13 protein-coding genes and 1 tRNA gene are annotated in these 13,568 nt (G+C 48.0%); 6 read left to right on the top strand and 8 right to left on the bottom strand.

Going from position 1 to position 13,568, the window contains the following annotated elements; genetic code table 11:
* Window positions 1-90 precede the first annotated feature (90 nt).
* Both ACE6F3_RS03440 and ACE6F3_RS03435 read right to left on the bottom strand, forming a co-directional pair.
* On the bottom strand, window positions 91-363 hold the full coding sequence (locus tag ACE6F3_RS03440) for a hypothetical protein (protein ID WP_010935978.1): 273 nt from the start codon (window positions 361-363) through the stop codon (window positions 91-93).
* A 274-nt stretch (window positions 364-637) separates the two neighbouring features.
* A complete protein-coding gene (locus tag ACE6F3_RS03435; protein WP_041341013.1) occupies window positions 638-2,170 on the bottom strand; it encodes a reductive dehalogenase in 1,533 nt (510 codons plus the stop codon).
* Window positions 2,171-2,448: 278 nt separating this feature from the next.
* On the opposite strand from ACE6F3_RS03435, the gene ACE6F3_RS03430 reads away from it, so the two are divergent.
* Together ACE6F3_RS03430 and ACE6F3_RS03425 are read left to right on the top strand one after the other, a co-directional pair.
* On the top strand, window positions 2,449-4,065 hold the full coding sequence (locus tag ACE6F3_RS03430; RefSeq protein ID WP_392655013.1) for a PAS domain S-box protein: 1,617 nt from the start codon (window positions 2,449-2,451) through the stop codon (window positions 4,063-4,065).
* A 7-nt stretch (window positions 4,066-4,072) separates the two neighbouring features.
* Window positions 4,073-4,771, top strand: a complete 699-nt coding sequence (locus ACE6F3_RS03425) for a response regulator transcription factor (protein ID WP_010935973.1) — start codon at window positions 4,073-4,075, stop codon at window positions 4,769-4,771.
* A gap of 301 nt (window positions 4,772-5,072) precedes the next feature.
* Here the strand turns inward: ACE6F3_RS03425 and ACE6F3_RS03420 are convergent, their stop codons facing one another.
* The 3 genes from ACE6F3_RS03420 to ACE6F3_RS03410 form a co-directional block, all read right to left on the bottom strand.
* Window positions 5,073-5,750 (bottom strand): hypothetical protein, encoded by a 678-nt coding sequence (locus ACE6F3_RS03420; RefSeq protein ID WP_324664035.1) that lies wholly within the window; start codon window positions 5,748-5,750, stop codon window positions 5,073-5,075.
* A 572-nt stretch (window positions 5,751-6,322) separates the two neighbouring features.
* Window positions 6,323-6,398 (bottom strand) — tRNA-Val (locus ACE6F3_RS03415).
* A gap of 49 nt (window positions 6,399-6,447) precedes the next feature.
* Window positions 6,448-6,999, bottom strand: a complete 552-nt coding sequence (locus tag ACE6F3_RS03410) for a carboxymuconolactone decarboxylase family protein (protein ID WP_238581974.1) — start codon at window positions 6,997-6,999, stop codon at window positions 6,448-6,450.
* 101 nt (window positions 7,000-7,100) lie between these two features.
* Here ACE6F3_RS03410 and ACE6F3_RS03405 point away from each other — a divergent pair, with 101 nt between their 5' ends.
* The 4 genes from ACE6F3_RS03405 (at window position 7,101) to ACE6F3_RS03390 (ending at window position 9,953) form a co-directional block, all read left to right on the top strand.
* Window positions 7,101-7,994, top strand: a complete 894-nt coding sequence (locus ACE6F3_RS03405) for a DMT family transporter (protein WP_324664038.1) — start codon at window positions 7,101-7,103, stop codon at window positions 7,992-7,994.
* Window positions 7,991-8,713, top strand: coding sequence for a M48 family metallopeptidase (locus tag ACE6F3_RS03400; protein WP_077974972.1), 723 nt, complete (start codon window positions 7,991-7,993; stop codon window positions 8,711-8,713). The genes ACE6F3_RS03405 and ACE6F3_RS03400 overlap by 4 nt, the downstream gene beginning before the upstream one ends.
* 139 nt (window positions 8,714-8,852) lie before the next feature.
* Window positions 8,853-9,113, top strand: a complete 261-nt coding sequence (locus ACE6F3_RS03395) for a DUF5661 family protein (protein ID WP_041341002.1) — start codon at window positions 8,853-8,855, stop codon at window positions 9,111-9,113.
* A 6-nt stretch (window positions 9,114-9,119) separates the two neighbouring features.
* A complete protein-coding gene (locus ACE6F3_RS03390; RefSeq protein WP_058292382.1) occupies window positions 9,120-9,953 on the top strand; it encodes an alpha/beta hydrolase in 834 nt (277 codons plus the stop codon).
* A gap of 108 nt (window positions 9,954-10,061) precedes the next feature.
* Here the strand turns inward: ACE6F3_RS03390 and ACE6F3_RS03385 are convergent, their stop codons facing one another.
* From ACE6F3_RS03385 to ACE6F3_RS03375, 3 genes are read right to left on the bottom strand one after another with little or no spacing between them, the layout of a single operon-like run.
* Window positions 10,062-10,565, bottom strand: a complete 504-nt coding sequence (locus ACE6F3_RS03385) for a hypothetical protein (protein WP_041340997.1) — start codon at window positions 10,563-10,565, stop codon at window positions 10,062-10,064.
* A gap of 40 nt (window positions 10,566-10,605) precedes the next feature.
* Window positions 10,606-12,327 carry an NADH-dependent [FeFe] hydrogenase, group A6 gene (locus tag ACE6F3_RS03380; RefSeq protein ID WP_041340994.1) on the bottom strand — a complete coding sequence of 574 codons (1,722 nt, stop codon included), beginning with the start codon at window positions 12,325-12,327 and terminating at the stop codon, window positions 10,606-10,608.
* Window positions 12,315-13,568, bottom strand: a complete 1,254-nt coding sequence (locus ACE6F3_RS03375) for an NADH-quinone oxidoreductase subunit F (RefSeq protein ID WP_010935951.1) — start codon at window positions 13,566-13,568, stop codon at window positions 12,315-12,317. Before ACE6F3_RS03375 ends, ACE6F3_RS03380 begins: the two co-directional genes overlap by 13 nt.

The raw sequence follows: 13,568 nt of genomic DNA, 5'->3' as shown, positions 1-13,568 counted from the left end.
GCCCGCAAAACAAACAGTCCTGTTTCACGGTAATACCAAAGGGGAGGGGGTTAACCCCCTCCCCTTCCAGATACATAGATAACCCCAGTGTTAAGCTTTTTTGGTTCTTCTAGCCGCCAGCTGCCAGGCCAAAGCCAGCAGTATCAGCGAAGGCAAACCGGTAACCAGCAGGAACATAGAAGCGGCCTTGGATTCCAGCTCGGCAAAGCTGCCAATGAAATTCTGGATTGTAAAAAGGAGCAATGCCAGGCCAGCTAAACCGATTACCCATTCATACCAGGAAAGGCTGGCGTTATTGCGTTTTAACATCCAGACTACTCCCAGTATCAAAGCCCCAACTATCAAGCCAATTATAAACCACATATTTTGATTTTCCTCCTACCAACCATCAGAGATTGGTCTCAACATTTATTCACCCGCAACCACATGAATCAGTCGGCAATGGGTCTTGAACAGGCAGGTAAGGAACATTCGGGTCTTTAGCCGGATATCCATGCTCCATAGGAATATCTCCCTGCGTATCCTCTGCCTCAACGTTACTTGCACAGGAAGCCAATAAAGATAAGCAGCCTACTATCAACAGACCTGTTATCAGCACCATTAACCTTTTCATACAATTTTCCTGAAAAATTAAATTTTAGTAACCGCCCACCGTTGAGCCGACTGTAGTATCAAAGCCGTAAGCAGGCAGACCAATCTCCCAGAACTTCTCTTTCTCGTCACCCTCAACCAAACCGTAGCCGAAAGCTTTATCAGCATTCCAGAGGAAGCCGTTGAGCAGAGATGTCTTGGCCAAAGTAGCCTTGACTACATCATGTATCATGGAAGCGCCGTTGGTATTGAAGGTACAGGTAGCCATACAGACACCGCAAGCACCAGCCACCGAGTTTGAATACATCTGGCAGGCGATGGGGTCATTCCAGAACAAACGCTTGCCGGGGGCATGGTAATCTACCGGCATTTCGGGTTTGTACATGCTGGCCGGGAAATCCCAGGTCGGCTCTGAACCCTGGTCAATACATTTGGCAGGGCATTCATCAGCGCATTTGTGGCAGGTATGGCAGAAACGGAATATACCGGCATCTATGGGGTGAGTGGGTGCCATAGGCAAGTCCGTTATGATATCAAAATAGCCGTGAACACTGCCGTATTCGGGGCTGATGCAGACGTTTGAGTTGCGTCCCATTTCAGCCAGACCGTCCAGTACAGCACCGGCCTGTGACGGGAAGCAAGGATACGGCTCTTCCAGACCCTGATAACCCAAAGCAGTCAGGAAACCTTTGGTACAGGTATCAATGGCTGCCCGCAGGCGGTAGCGGCTGATATTGGCCGCTGAGCGCAGCTGGGAACCGGGGCCAGTCCTGAAGAGGTCTTTTGACATGGGTACAGTATAGGTTATGCAGTAGAGGGGTTTATTGGGAATGACATATTTGGTGTCAGTGGAATAACCCTGGTCAACATCTTCAAAGACAATCTTCTTGATGTAGGTATCCGGAGGCGGCCAGTTATCCAGATATTTGACGTCACCGCCCTGGGGATAGGTGGAAACAAATTTCTTGGTCCGTTCATTCAGTTCACCTACGGATACGTCGGTAGCACCGAAGAAACGCATGGCAGCCCGTACCATCTGGGTATTTTCTTCAGGCGTACCAGACCACTTAGGTACACCCATGCTTTCCGGGGTAGCAACACCTTTCTGTCCGGTCCAATATACGGAGAAAGAACCGCAGCAAGTCCCGGCGGCCGGGAAAACGTAATCAGTTTTATAACCGCTCATATACTGACCGGTACCGGCTCCGATATTTAAAGCATTATCCCGCAGGGTTGAACCGGGCTTATTATCAAGCATATCCTGCTTGGCGTTAGATAAGGCTCTCACCCTGTTATACTCATCCAATCCTACAAAGCGGCATACTTCAGCTGGTGAGTGGGCTGAGTAGCGGGCATCAAATCTCTCAACCATATCCCAGTCTATTTCAGTGGTAGGCTCTTCCAGTTCGAGTTCCTTTACCCACCAGGGACGTTTCCACTGGGCGGTTTTCGAACCGATCATTTCATCTAGATCACGATACAAGGGGGACACGGCAGCCGCAGTACCAATACCCGCTCCGGCTAAACCAAGCCCTTTCATAAAGTCACGACGAGTTACTGCACTGTGAAATTTACTCATTAATTTCCTTCCTTTTCGTTTTGGTCTTTCCCAAAGTCACCCGGTCTCTTCCGGAAGTCTCTCTTAAGCCGTCACCTCCTCTAAAACAGATAGTAACACCACTAAAAATAATAATGCTGATATTCATTATTTATCTGTTAATTGGTGTTAAAATTATTAACACCGCCACGAATGGCTGGGCAGGGCAAAAGGAAATTGGTAGTGTATTTTTAGATTTTTACAGCTATAATCTGGTACAGAGATTTGATACATATGTTATTAAGGATAATTAACTATTGATGTTCAATTCTGTAGGCAAGCTAGCACTGGATAGCGCTCCGGTGGCCGTTTACTGGTTAAACAACCGGGGGGAAGTGGTGTATTCAAATAAAGCCTTCACCAAAATGACCGGTTACAGTGCCAAAGAACTGGCCCAGTTGGATATCTGCCAGATTTCTTCGGATTTCAGCCGCCCGCAGTGGGAAAGTTACTGGAACAGGCTGAAAAAATCAGGCGCTAATATCAGGTCAGCCACTTTATTGTCAAAATCAGGCCATAAAATCCCGGTAAACATAAATGATTCATATTTAAGATATTCCGATACAGACTATGACTGTGCCTTTTTAAACAAGGCAGACAGTGAGCAGATTACTCAAGTTAATCCCGTAACACCCCAACCCCATCTCAAAGAGATTGCCAGACAAAAAACAGATGAGGCGGTTACCTTTAATAAACTTATACAGACCCTGATTGAAAGGCAAACCCTTACCGAAAAAGCTCTCTATGAGAGCGAGAAAAAATTCCGCACCATATTTAATAAAGCCCGTGATGCCATAATCCTCTGGGAATGGGATGCCCATAAAGAAGGCTTTAAGATAATTGAAGTAAACGACATGGCCTGCCAGCGGTTTGAGTACACCCGGCAGGAAATGTTCGGTAAATATGCTGATTTTTTCCAGCCCAACTCCAAGGAGAGCAAAGCCAAGTTTCTGGCCGGAACCAAAGCCACTGTCAACAAGGAAGATGGAGCGACTTATGAACTCCTGCATCAGTCAAAGTCCGGCAAGATTATGCAGAACGAAGTAAGCGGCCTGCGCTTTGAGTTAAATGGCAAACCGGTAATATTATCTGTTATCCGTGATATATCTTTACGCAAAGAATATGAAATAAAACTGAAAAATATGTACGAGCGGGAAAAGTTGCTCAATACCCGGCTGGAAAACGAATCTCAGAAACGGGCAGAATTCACCCGCATTCTGGTACATGAATTAAAAACTCCCCTTACTCCCATAATAGCCGCCAGTGATATGCTGATAAAAATGCCGCCGCCTGATATTTCGCACGAATTGGCCAGCCAGATAAATAAAGGGGCTGAAGAGCTTAACAACAGGATGAATGACCTGTTTGACCTGGTCAGGGGGGAGCTGGGCATACTTTCGCTGAATACTGAAAGCATTGACTGCACCAGGTTATTAGGGGATATCATAGAATTCATACGCCCCCAGGCACAGGCTAAAAATCAAACTCTTGAAGCAGGTTTCCAACCGAACCTGCCGTTAATTGAGGTTGACCCGGTCAGGTTTAAACAAATTGTGATGAATATTTTGGGAAACGCCCTGAAATTTACTCCCCAGGGCGGCTTTATCAAAATGAGCGTATTCCAAAAAGGCCGCTGCCTGGTTATTTGTATAAAAGATAATGGCCGGGGAATTTCAAAAGTAAAACAGAGGCGCTTGCTGACCTCATATGACGACCGGCTAATTTCCAGGGAAAGTTCTGGGGGGCTTGGTTTGGGGCTGGCTCTATCTAAAACATTTGTAGACCTCCACCAGGGGCAGATTACTATACACAGCAAGGAAGGCCACGGTACCACCTGTGATATTATTTTACCCATAAAACAAAATGGCGGAAGTTGAGAAGAGCATGAAGATACTAATAATTGAGGATGATGCCCAAACAACCGAAATTGTGAAGCTGTCTTTTAAACTCGGCTGGCCGGATGTGCGTTTGCTGGAAGCCAGTTCCGGTGAAAGCGGCCTGGCCATGGTGGAAACAGCCAAGCCCGATGCCATTATTCTTGATATCGGCTTGCCGGATATCAGCGGCTATGAAGTGCTAAGGCAAATCCGGCTCTTTTCTGAGCTACCGGTGATTATTCTGACTATCCGGAATGAGGAGAGCGACATTGTGAAGGCACTTTCCCTGGGGGCGGATGATTACCTGGTCAAACCATTCCGCCAGATGGAGCTACTCGCCCGTATCAAAGCTATAAGCAGGCGTTTGCATTCACCCGAAGTTGATTTGGAATTTGAATGCGGCCCATTCCATTTCGGCCAGTCAGTAACCAAACTCTATAAAAATGACAAACCCATACGCCTGACAAATATAGAGGGGCAGATACTGTATTACCTGATGCGTTCCAACGGACGTTATATTTATAATGAAACGATAGCTCAAAAAATCTGGGGGGAAAATGCTTACGAGAGAATAAGGGTAAATATAAGACATTTGCGGGAAAAAATTGAAGACAACCCTTCCAACCCCAAGTTTCTTATAAATATCCCCGGCAAAGGGTATATGTTTATCTGCCAGGATTCGCCCAAAGCGGAATCTTCTTCCTAACAGGATACAGCCCTTGAGACTATCAGCCGTAATAAGTAAACGGGGTGGGGAAACAAGCTCTGCTCATGGAACAGAATGGTGAGCGGTAGTGGATTTGAACCACTGACCCCCTGCGTGTGAATTATATCCCTAACCTGCTTTTTAGTAGTGCTAAAGCTAAACTCTTGGCTGGTGGTAACACTGATTTTAGCTTTACAAGCTTATTTTCAGAAATCAATTTGCTAAACATTAGTGCCAAATTAGTGCCACCAATATTTATATGTGAAAATCAATGATAGTTACTTGCCTTATTTATTAGGTTCTAAATCTGCGGTCTGCTTGCTTCTTTCCACACATTCATATACCAGTAAACAGGAAAGATAATTACATTTACCAGTATGAGCAGAACTATCCACAGCCCCTTTTGATTCGAAGCAACCAAGCTGTTTCTGGTAGCATCTATTATATATAGAACTAGGATTGCTATCCCCACAGCATAGCTGGCAATCCCAAATGTATAAAACAATCCCTCATTATTTAAGAAAACGCGGGCTATACCGCCTATAACACCTAACACTAAAGGTAATAATCCGCCCACCAACAGCATTATTTTGAAACCCTCAGATTTGCCTTCAAAAAGACCTCGCTGCGCCTTGACTGGTTCTTCCGTAACAACCGTAGCAGACTCTTTGGAATTTTTATATATGTGGAAATACCAATAAAAAGGGAAAACCCCAAAATGGCCGGCAATCAATAACAACACCCAGAAAGCCCTTTGGTTCTTTGCTACCGTCTTATTATGGAACACATCTATGATAAGGATCACCCAGGCCAAGAGAAACATAATGATCGGGAAAAACAATAACGCTTGGGATAGTATTTCAGATATATTTTCCTGCGCATCTCTAGTTTCGCTAACAATGATCAGAATTGGAATATAGAAAAAACTCAAGAAAAATGTCATTATTTTATAAATAGGTAATTTTCTTCTAGTTTTCATATCGAATCCCGTTCTTTTTCTGAAGTTCTTTATTTTATTCCAACTATTTGCATCCTCAGACGGCTGATATCCTGATATATAACAAATTATAAATCTAACGGCAAAGATGTCAACATAATGGTTATATTAAACTAATATTATACGCCATTACTCTAGTTGCCTCATCCTATCCTCTAAATCTCCGCACCCATCTTAAAGGCAGTTTCCAAAAGATAATTACTGGGCGCTCGCCTATGTTGAAAACCAGTCCTTGCCCCTTGACCACATCGTCCTTGAATACTTTGAAAGGAAGTATCTCATACAGGTCTTGTTTGAGCTTTACCATTCCAATAACTAATCCCATGTCAAAGTTTAAAGAAGCTACCGCAGAAACCATACAACCCCTTACTTGTCAGATAAAATGGGCATACCTTACCTGCTGGGCCTTCATCCAGATTACCCTGGATACTTACAGCCATGTAGCCCCTGGCCAGCAACAAGCCGCTACCAGTAAGTTTAGTGCCAAATTAGTGCCACCAATAAAAACAGCCCCCATGACACTAACATCATGAGGGCTGTTTACGTTTAAAGAATGGTGGGCGGTAGTGGATTTGAACCACTGACCCCCTGCGTGTGAAGCAGGTGCTCTAACCACTGAGCTAACCACCCAAAGAACTCAGGCCGATTATATCTTATAGAAAATCTAAATTCAACGTACTTACGGCTGGCGGTTAAGCCCCATTTTGCCAAAGGTGAGATAGTACAGAAATTTATCAGCCGTATTGCCGCTAAGATTTCCTATGCGTATCATACGCAGATACAGGTGGATAAAACCTGCTTTTTCAGCCCCGTAATCTGCCTCAAGTTTGCTTTGCATTTCTGTGGAGGGTTTGGCGGCAGTATCCGCCCAGTGCTGGGCATACAGAACTGCATTTAATTCGCCCGAAGGGCAGTTGCCGAAATCACCGTCAAGCAGGGCTTTTACTTCCGGCTGGGAAATGCCGCTCTCCAAAGCCATTTTGGTATGGGCATAAGTGCAAAAGCGGCATTCATTAACCCCGGTTACCGCCAGCATCAGCCGTTCCCGAAAAGCCGGACTGGGAAATCCGCTTAAGCGGGATTCCTTTAGTTTACGGCGGTTTTTCAGGATAAAACCTATGTCTGAGAGAAACTGGGCGGGATTTGAATATGTACGTTTGGGGAACTTCTTCATATCAGCTAATTTTAACTTAACAGCTGTTTTTTCACAAATAAAACCAGCTACCGCCATCAGGTTGCCTCTCAAGAGGCGTTTCACTCATAAATCGCCGCACACCAGAGGCGGCCTAAACTGGTATTTTTCAATGAATTAGGGTATGCTAAGTCCTTCACATGAAAGCGAAAATGTATCTCCTGTTGCTTCTTGGGGTATTTGGCATTGCTGCAGCTTCGGTCTTCACCCGTTTGGCAGACGCTCCGCCTATTATAATCACCAGCTTGCGTATGCTTGCGGCCACTTGTCTACTCCTGCCGTTTGCCGCAAAGCCGGTATATCTGGCTATAAAACGCCTTTCCCGGCGAAACCTGCTGCTTATAATCCTGGCCGGTTTTCTGGTGGGGATTGACCAGCTGTTCTGGGTGAGTTCGCTGGAATACACCTCTATTGCCAGCTCGGTTATTCTGGTGACCGCCCACCCGGTGCTGGTAGCCATTATGTCCTATGTGATGTGGAGAGAGAAACTCAGCCTGAAGGCTATCGGAGGGGTACTGTCGGCCTTCGGCGGCATGGCCCTGATAAATCTGGCTACTACCCAGGTGGGTGAACAGGCATTTTTGGGCAATATGCTGGCTCTGGCAGCCACCATACCCACCACCGGTTATCTGATTATAGGCCGCCAAATGCGCAGCCATATAGATTTTCTGCCCTATATAACCCTGCTTTACGGCAGTGCCGCAATTACCCTGCTGGCGGGGGCATTTCTAAGCGGGGAAAGTTTCAGCGGATATACCAGCACTACCTACCTGATGATTTTCCTGCTGGCAGTAGTTTCCCAGCTGGTAGGCCATTCTTGCCTGAATATGGCACTCAGGCTGGTATCCGCACTGGTAGTTTCGGTAGCCATACTGGGTGAGCCGGTGGGCGCTATTATACTGGGATATATTTTCCTGGGTGAAGGCCTTACTCTTAATGAATTTCTGGGGGGCATGCTGGTACTGGCCGGCATATTTATTGTTATGTTAAATCAGCCCCGCACCAAAAAAATGGAGGCTGAGACACCGCGTTGAGTCCACGCAATATTTATTCCCGCCCTGAGGTTATCGGTAAGAAAAGCATAGTCCTGGAAGGTAAAGAAGTCCACTATACCCTGCGGAAAAGCCGTTTTTCAGACCTTATCCGCCTGGCAATACGTTCCACCACCGGACTGGTAGTTACCGTCCCCCATCACTATAACATGAGCGGTCTGGACGATATCCTGCTGAAACGCTCAAGTTGGATTTTAAAACACCAGACCAAAATGAACGCCAACCGCTTTATACTTGAGGACGGGCTGCATGACGGACAGCAAGTCCCCTATCTGGGCAAGCTCTATACCCTGCGGATAAGGGAAGGCGGGGAAAGAGGCCACGTAAGTTTGGAGGGAAGCAATCTTCACCTGCTTAGCGGCGGCAAAGGTGCGGCTGAAGTGATGGAAAAGTGGTATCGCCACCAGGCTGCCGAGGCAGTTAAAGCCAGCCTGGAAAAAAATGCCGCTCAAATGGGGTTAAGCTTTGGCAAGCTGTCCATACGCGCCCAAAAAACCCGCTGGGGCAGCTGCACCTCACGGGGTGACCTTAGTTTTAACTGGAAGCTGGTAACCATGCCGCCATCCCTTATGGACTATGTCATAATTCACGAACTTGCCCACCGGCTGGAAATGAACCACACGGATAGATTCTGGGCAGTAGTGGAAAAGTATTGTCCCAACTGGAAAACCCTGCGCAAACAGCTGAAAACCTACGAATAAAATACCCCCGGCCACCCACCCGGCAAAGATTATTTCTGCCCCGCTGAGCCTTTGCCATTTTAGGTGGTGAAACAGGTTGACATATTTTCAGTTTACCTTCAGAATAGCTTTAAGATTATGCAGGGGAGGAAACTGGAAAATGTCTAAAAAAAGTTTTTCAAGCGATGAAGCCGAAGCAGTGGCCGAAATACTGGGCATCACCTTTGAGAAGTTTGATATAGAACAGTTCCGCATGGGCATGGACGTAGAGCTGGAACATGGCACCAGAGACCCCAAGACCAATGTCACCAATGATGACCCGGTAATGACCGGTAAAATAGCCCTGGCTCACCTGAATGAAATAGAAGATTATTATACCCGTCTGGCCAAAATGGAAGCTGAAGCAGGAGTGGAAGACTAAAGCAAGATGAGGTTTACAGAAGGGCATTTTAAAGGCTGTCAGGACTACAATTGCTACTATCAGGCCTTACTGCCAAACGGCAGCCCCAAGGCCATTGTACTGGTGGTACACGGCCTGGGAGAACATTCCGGCCGTTACAGTGAGCTGGCCCATTATCTGGCAGACCGCAGTTATGCCGTTTATGCTTATGACCATTTCGGTCACGGCAAAACAGACGGCAAAGCCGGTTATGTATCCAGTTACGATGTATATATTTATGACCTTATCAGCGCTTTTAGCATGGTGCAGGCCAAACATCCCACTTCCAAAATATTCATCTTCGGCCACAGCATGGGCGGCCTGGTTACCGCAGCCTATGCCAGCAAGCACCAGTATGACGCCAGCGGCCTTATTTTTTCCAGCATAGCCCTCAAGCCTTATACCGGCATGCCGGGCATTTTAAACCAGCTGGTTAAACCCATTTCCAAAATAGCCCCCATGCTGGGAATACGTAAAATTGACGCCGCTACTATCAGCCATAATAAGGAAATAGTCAAGGCTTATGATGAAGACCCGCTGGTGCTTCACCAGCGGATGAGCGCCCAAATGGCCGCCGAATTTCTGCGTATCTGCCAGGATTTGCCTGATTTTCTGAAGAATATCAGCCTGCCCAGTTTGATTATCCACGGTGAAGAAGACCACCTGGTAAACATAAGCGGCAGCCGTGAGCTGGTCCAGAAAATAAGCTCCAAAGATAAGACCCTGATAACCTACCCCGGTATGTACCACGAGGTATTTAATGAGCCTGACTGCCCTCAGGTCTGGAATGACCTGTTTTTCTGGCTTGAAAACCATCTCTAAGCTCTGGCTGAGCCAAACGCCAAGCCGGATACACCAGTTAACTATTATAAATACAAAAAGGGGGCTTTTTAGCCCCCTTTAGTTTTTGCACCCGATATTTCCTGAAAGCTATATCTTCTTGCCCAGACGCAGCGCGCCGTAAGCAATAACCGCACCCATCAAGGCGGTAAAGAGCTGGGTCAAACCCATCATTCCGGCAATCTTGTCTGCCACATTCTGCTCAATAAAGAGATTGAGAACAAGATTGGAAGTAGCCCAGAGGAAAGCAAACTTCAAAAAGGCAGCCACACCTGCACCCAGCCAGAAGCCCTTGCTGCGGAGTGCGTGAAAGCTGACCACCAGCAAAGCGTTACCGGCTATGATAAAGGGTACCATGGGAGCCATGACTATGGGCAAAAGACCGGTAGCCAAAGCAATGCTGCTGGAAATAAGGCCGATAGCCACTGCATTTTTCCAGCCCAGTATTACGGCGCTGATAAACAGAACCGCATTTACCAGCGAACCGGTCAGGTACTGATTACCTATCAGGGGAGCGGCGGTGGCCAGCCCCAGCATAACTAAAAAAGCAATAACAAGCTCTTTCCTAAGGCTGATACTCTGGATATTGAACATCTATTTTGTTCCTCCCGCGTATTGTTTTTATTACTTGCCCTTAAACTACCGGGCGACTGGTATATTCGGTATGCAGCAGTTTGTGAGAACGCTTGCCCAGCGGCTTCTCCAGATAGTCTTTATATATCTTCTCTACAGACGGGTTGTGGTGGGAACACCTCTTGGCCATGTTCCTGTCTTCTTCGTAAAGGGCTTCGCCGCGCTTTTTCTTGAGACTGGAATCAAAGCGTATTGGCTGGCCGCCGCCGCCGACACAACCGCCGGGGCAGGCCATGATTTCTATAAAGTGATAGGGCGAAACACCCTCTTTTATCTCATCAAGCAGGTGACGGGCATTCCCCAGCCCGTGAGCCACCGCTACTTTAACCTCTAACCCGTCAATATTAACGCTGGCGGTCTTAATGCCTTCCAGACCGCGCACCGGTTCTATGTCCAGGTTTTCCAGTTCACGCCCGGTTATCAGGGTGTAGGCACTGCGGATAGCCGCTTCCATAACACCGCCGGTAGCCCCGAAGATAGTGGCAGCACCGGTATAAAGACCCAGCAAGTCTTCGGCAGGCTCTTCGTCAAGCGACGCAAAATCCAGTCCGGCTTCTTTTATCATCCGGGCCAGCTCACGGGTAGTTAAGACATAATCCACGTCTTTAAAGCCGCTGTCATTCATTTCGGGCCGCTGGCACTCAAACTTCTTGGCCGTACAGGGCATGACCGAAACATTGATAATATCCTTGGGGTCTATGCCGGATTTTTCGGCATAATAGGTCTTGCAGACCGCCCCGAACATTTGCTGAGGGGACTTGGCGGAGGAAACGTTGGGCGCAAGTTCAGGATAATAGTGTTCCATAAACTTGACCCAGCCGGGGCAGCAGGAGGTTATCTGGGGAAGCACCCCGCCGTCCTTAACCCGTTCCACCAGTTCCGAGCCCTCTTCCATAATGGTCAGGTCAGCGGTAAAGTTGGTATCAAATACAGCGTCAAAACCCAGACGCCTTAAAGCGGCATACATCTTTTTGGCAACCAGCGTACCTGCCGGCAAGCCCAGCTCTTCACCCAGAGAAACCCTGACCGAAGGGGCTTCCTGAACAACTACGTGTTTAGTGGGGTCTGCTATGGCCGCCCAGACAGCATCCACCGCCGAGCGTTCCTTAATAGCACCCACCGGGCAGACCAGTATGCACTGGCCGCAGTTGGCACAGGCAACATTGCCCATACCCCTATCCATGGAGGTTGCCACCATGGTATCCGGGCCTTTATTTATAAAACCAATGGCATTTACTGTTTGTATATCGTGGCAGACGCGGACACACCGGCCGCAGGCAATACATTTATTGGGGTCACGGATAATACTGGGGCTGGTACTGTCTATAGGCAGCACCCGCTTTTCGCTTTCTTCAAAGCGCAGCTTTTTCACGCCGCATTCAAACGCCAGACGCAGCAAATCACAGTTCTGGTTACGCTCACAGTTAAAACAGTCCTGCGGGTGATTGGCCAGCAGGATTTCAAGTATGGTGCGGCGGGCGCGGCGTACTCTGGCGGAGTGGGTATTAACCTTCATGCCTTCGGCTACTTTGCGTGAGCATGACGTAGCCAGACGGGGTTCACCCTCTATTTCCACCACACATACCCGGCAGCCGCTGTAACTTTTCAGGCCTTCAAAATAACACAGGTGGGGGATATTGATATTGGCCTGCTTGGCGGCCTGCATAATAGTCGTACCTTCAGGTACGCTTATCTGCTTGTTGTCAATATTTAGCGTAACCATACGCCTTCCTCCTTACGCACCTGCGCCAAGAATTCACCCTTGAAGTTGCGAATGGCACTGGCAGCCACATTTAAGGCTACCTGTCCCAGACCGCAGGAAGCGGTATCTTTCATTACTTCATGCAGTTCCAGCAGCCACTCCAGTTCGTTGCGGTTGCCCTGCCCGCGGGAAAAGCGGCTAAGGATTTCAGCCGCCCGGCGGGTGCCTTCGCGGCAGATAGAGCACTTGCCGCAACCCTCTTCGTCAAAGAAGTGGGCTACGTTGGAAGCTACATTTACCATGCTGGTATCGGAGTTTATCACAATAACCGCACCTGACCCCAGCATAGTACCGGCCTTGGCCAGCGTCTTAAAGTCCAGATTGACATCCATTTCGGTAAGCAGGCTGGAAGATATGCCCCCCGGTAAAACCGCCTTGAACTTGCCGTCTACGCCTCCCCCGGCCTCAAGCAAGTCCTTAAGGTTGGTTCCCAGCGGCATTTCAAAAACACCCGGCTCTTTCACGTTACCCGAAAGGCAGAAGAGCTTGGTGCCGGGATAGTCCGGATGGCCGATTGCAGCAAACCAGTCTGCCCCGTTATTTATAATGGCAGGCACATTGCAGAGAGTTTCTACATTATTAACAGTGGTGGGTTTATCCATAAGCCCCACCTGCACCGGATACGGCGGACGGGCGGCGGGAATACCTCTGTGCCCTTCAAGGGATTCAAAAAGGGCGGTTTCCTCACCGCAGATATAAGCACCGGCGCTCTTGTAAAATTGGATATCCAGCGAGAAATTGCTCCCCATGATATTCTGCCCCAGAAAACCGCGTTCGGTTGCCTGGTCTATGGCTTTCTGGAAAAGCTCTATTTCTTCGGTATAAACCTCACGGGCATGGATAAAGCCCTGGGAAGTACCCACCGCATAAGCGGCAATAATAAAACCTTCCAGCACCATGTGGGGGTCGTTTTTAAGTATCAGCCGGTCTTTAAAAGTGCCCGGTTCGCCCTCGCTGGCATTACAGACGATATATTTCGGATTAGCCTTTTCCTTGCGGGTAAGCTCCCACTTGAGCCCGGTAGGAAAGGCCGCTCCACCCCGGCCTACCAGCTTTGAGCGTTTGACTTCGGCAATTACTTCGTCCGGAGTCATGGACAGGGCTTTTTTAAGGGCCTGGTAGCCGCCGTCAGCCATATATACATCAATATCAGCTGAGCTGGCGGTATTCAGATGACGGGTAATAATCTTAATGTCTTGCAT

It is taken from the genome of Dehalococcoides sp. THU4 (genome assembly GCF_043231265.1).
In the GTDB taxonomy this organism is placed as follows: domain Bacteria; phylum Chloroflexota; class Dehalococcoidia; order Dehalococcoidales; family Dehalococcoidaceae; genus Dehalococcoides; species Dehalococcoides mccartyi.
This window is presented reverse-complemented; position numbering and strand designations above follow the sequence as displayed.

Bases quoted from the DNA above. Each gene is read 5' to 3' on its own strand.
- ACE6F3_RS03440 (WP_010935978.1), bottom strand. From the start codon at position 363: ATGTGGTTTATAATTGGCTTGATAGTTGGGGCTTTGATACTGGGAGTA.
- ACE6F3_RS03435 (WP_041341013.1), bottom strand. From the start codon at position 2,170: ATGAGTAAATTTCACAGTGCAGTAACTCGTCGTGACTTTATGAAAGGG.
- ACE6F3_RS03430 (WP_392655013.1), top strand. From the start codon at position 2,449: ATGTTCAATTCTGTAGGCAAGCTAGCACTGGATAGCGCTCCGGTGGCC.
- ACE6F3_RS03425 (WP_010935973.1), top strand. From the start codon at position 4,073: ATGAAGATACTAATAATTGAGGATGATGCCCAAACAACCGAAATTGTG.
- ACE6F3_RS03420 (WP_324664035.1), bottom strand. From the start codon at position 5,750: ATGAAAACTAGAAGAAAATTACCTATTTATAAAATAATGACATTTTTC.
- ACE6F3_RS03410 (WP_238581974.1), bottom strand. From the start codon at position 6,999: ATGGCGGTAGCTGGTTTTATTTGTGAAAAAACAGCTGTTAAGTTAAAA.
- ACE6F3_RS03405 (WP_324664038.1), top strand. From the start codon at position 7,101: ATGAAAGCGAAAATGTATCTCCTGTTGCTTCTTGGGGTATTTGGCATT.
- ACE6F3_RS03395 (WP_041341002.1), top strand. From the start codon at position 8,853: ATGTCTAAAAAAAGTTTTTCAAGCGATGAAGCCGAAGCAGTGGCCGAA.
- ACE6F3_RS03390 (WP_058292382.1), top strand. From the start codon at position 9,120: ATGAGGTTTACAGAAGGGCATTTTAAAGGCTGTCAGGACTACAATTGC.
- ACE6F3_RS03385 (WP_041340997.1), bottom strand. From the start codon at position 10,565: ATGTTCAATATCCAGAGTATCAGCCTTAGGAAAGAGCTTGTTATTGCT.
- ACE6F3_RS03380 (WP_041340994.1), bottom strand. From the start codon at position 12,327: ATGGTTACGCTAAATATTGACAACAAGCAGATAAGCGTACCTGAAGGT.
- ACE6F3_RS03375 (WP_010935951.1), bottom strand. From the start codon at position 13,568: ATGCAAGACATTAAGATTATTACCCGTCATCTGAATACCGCCAGCTCA.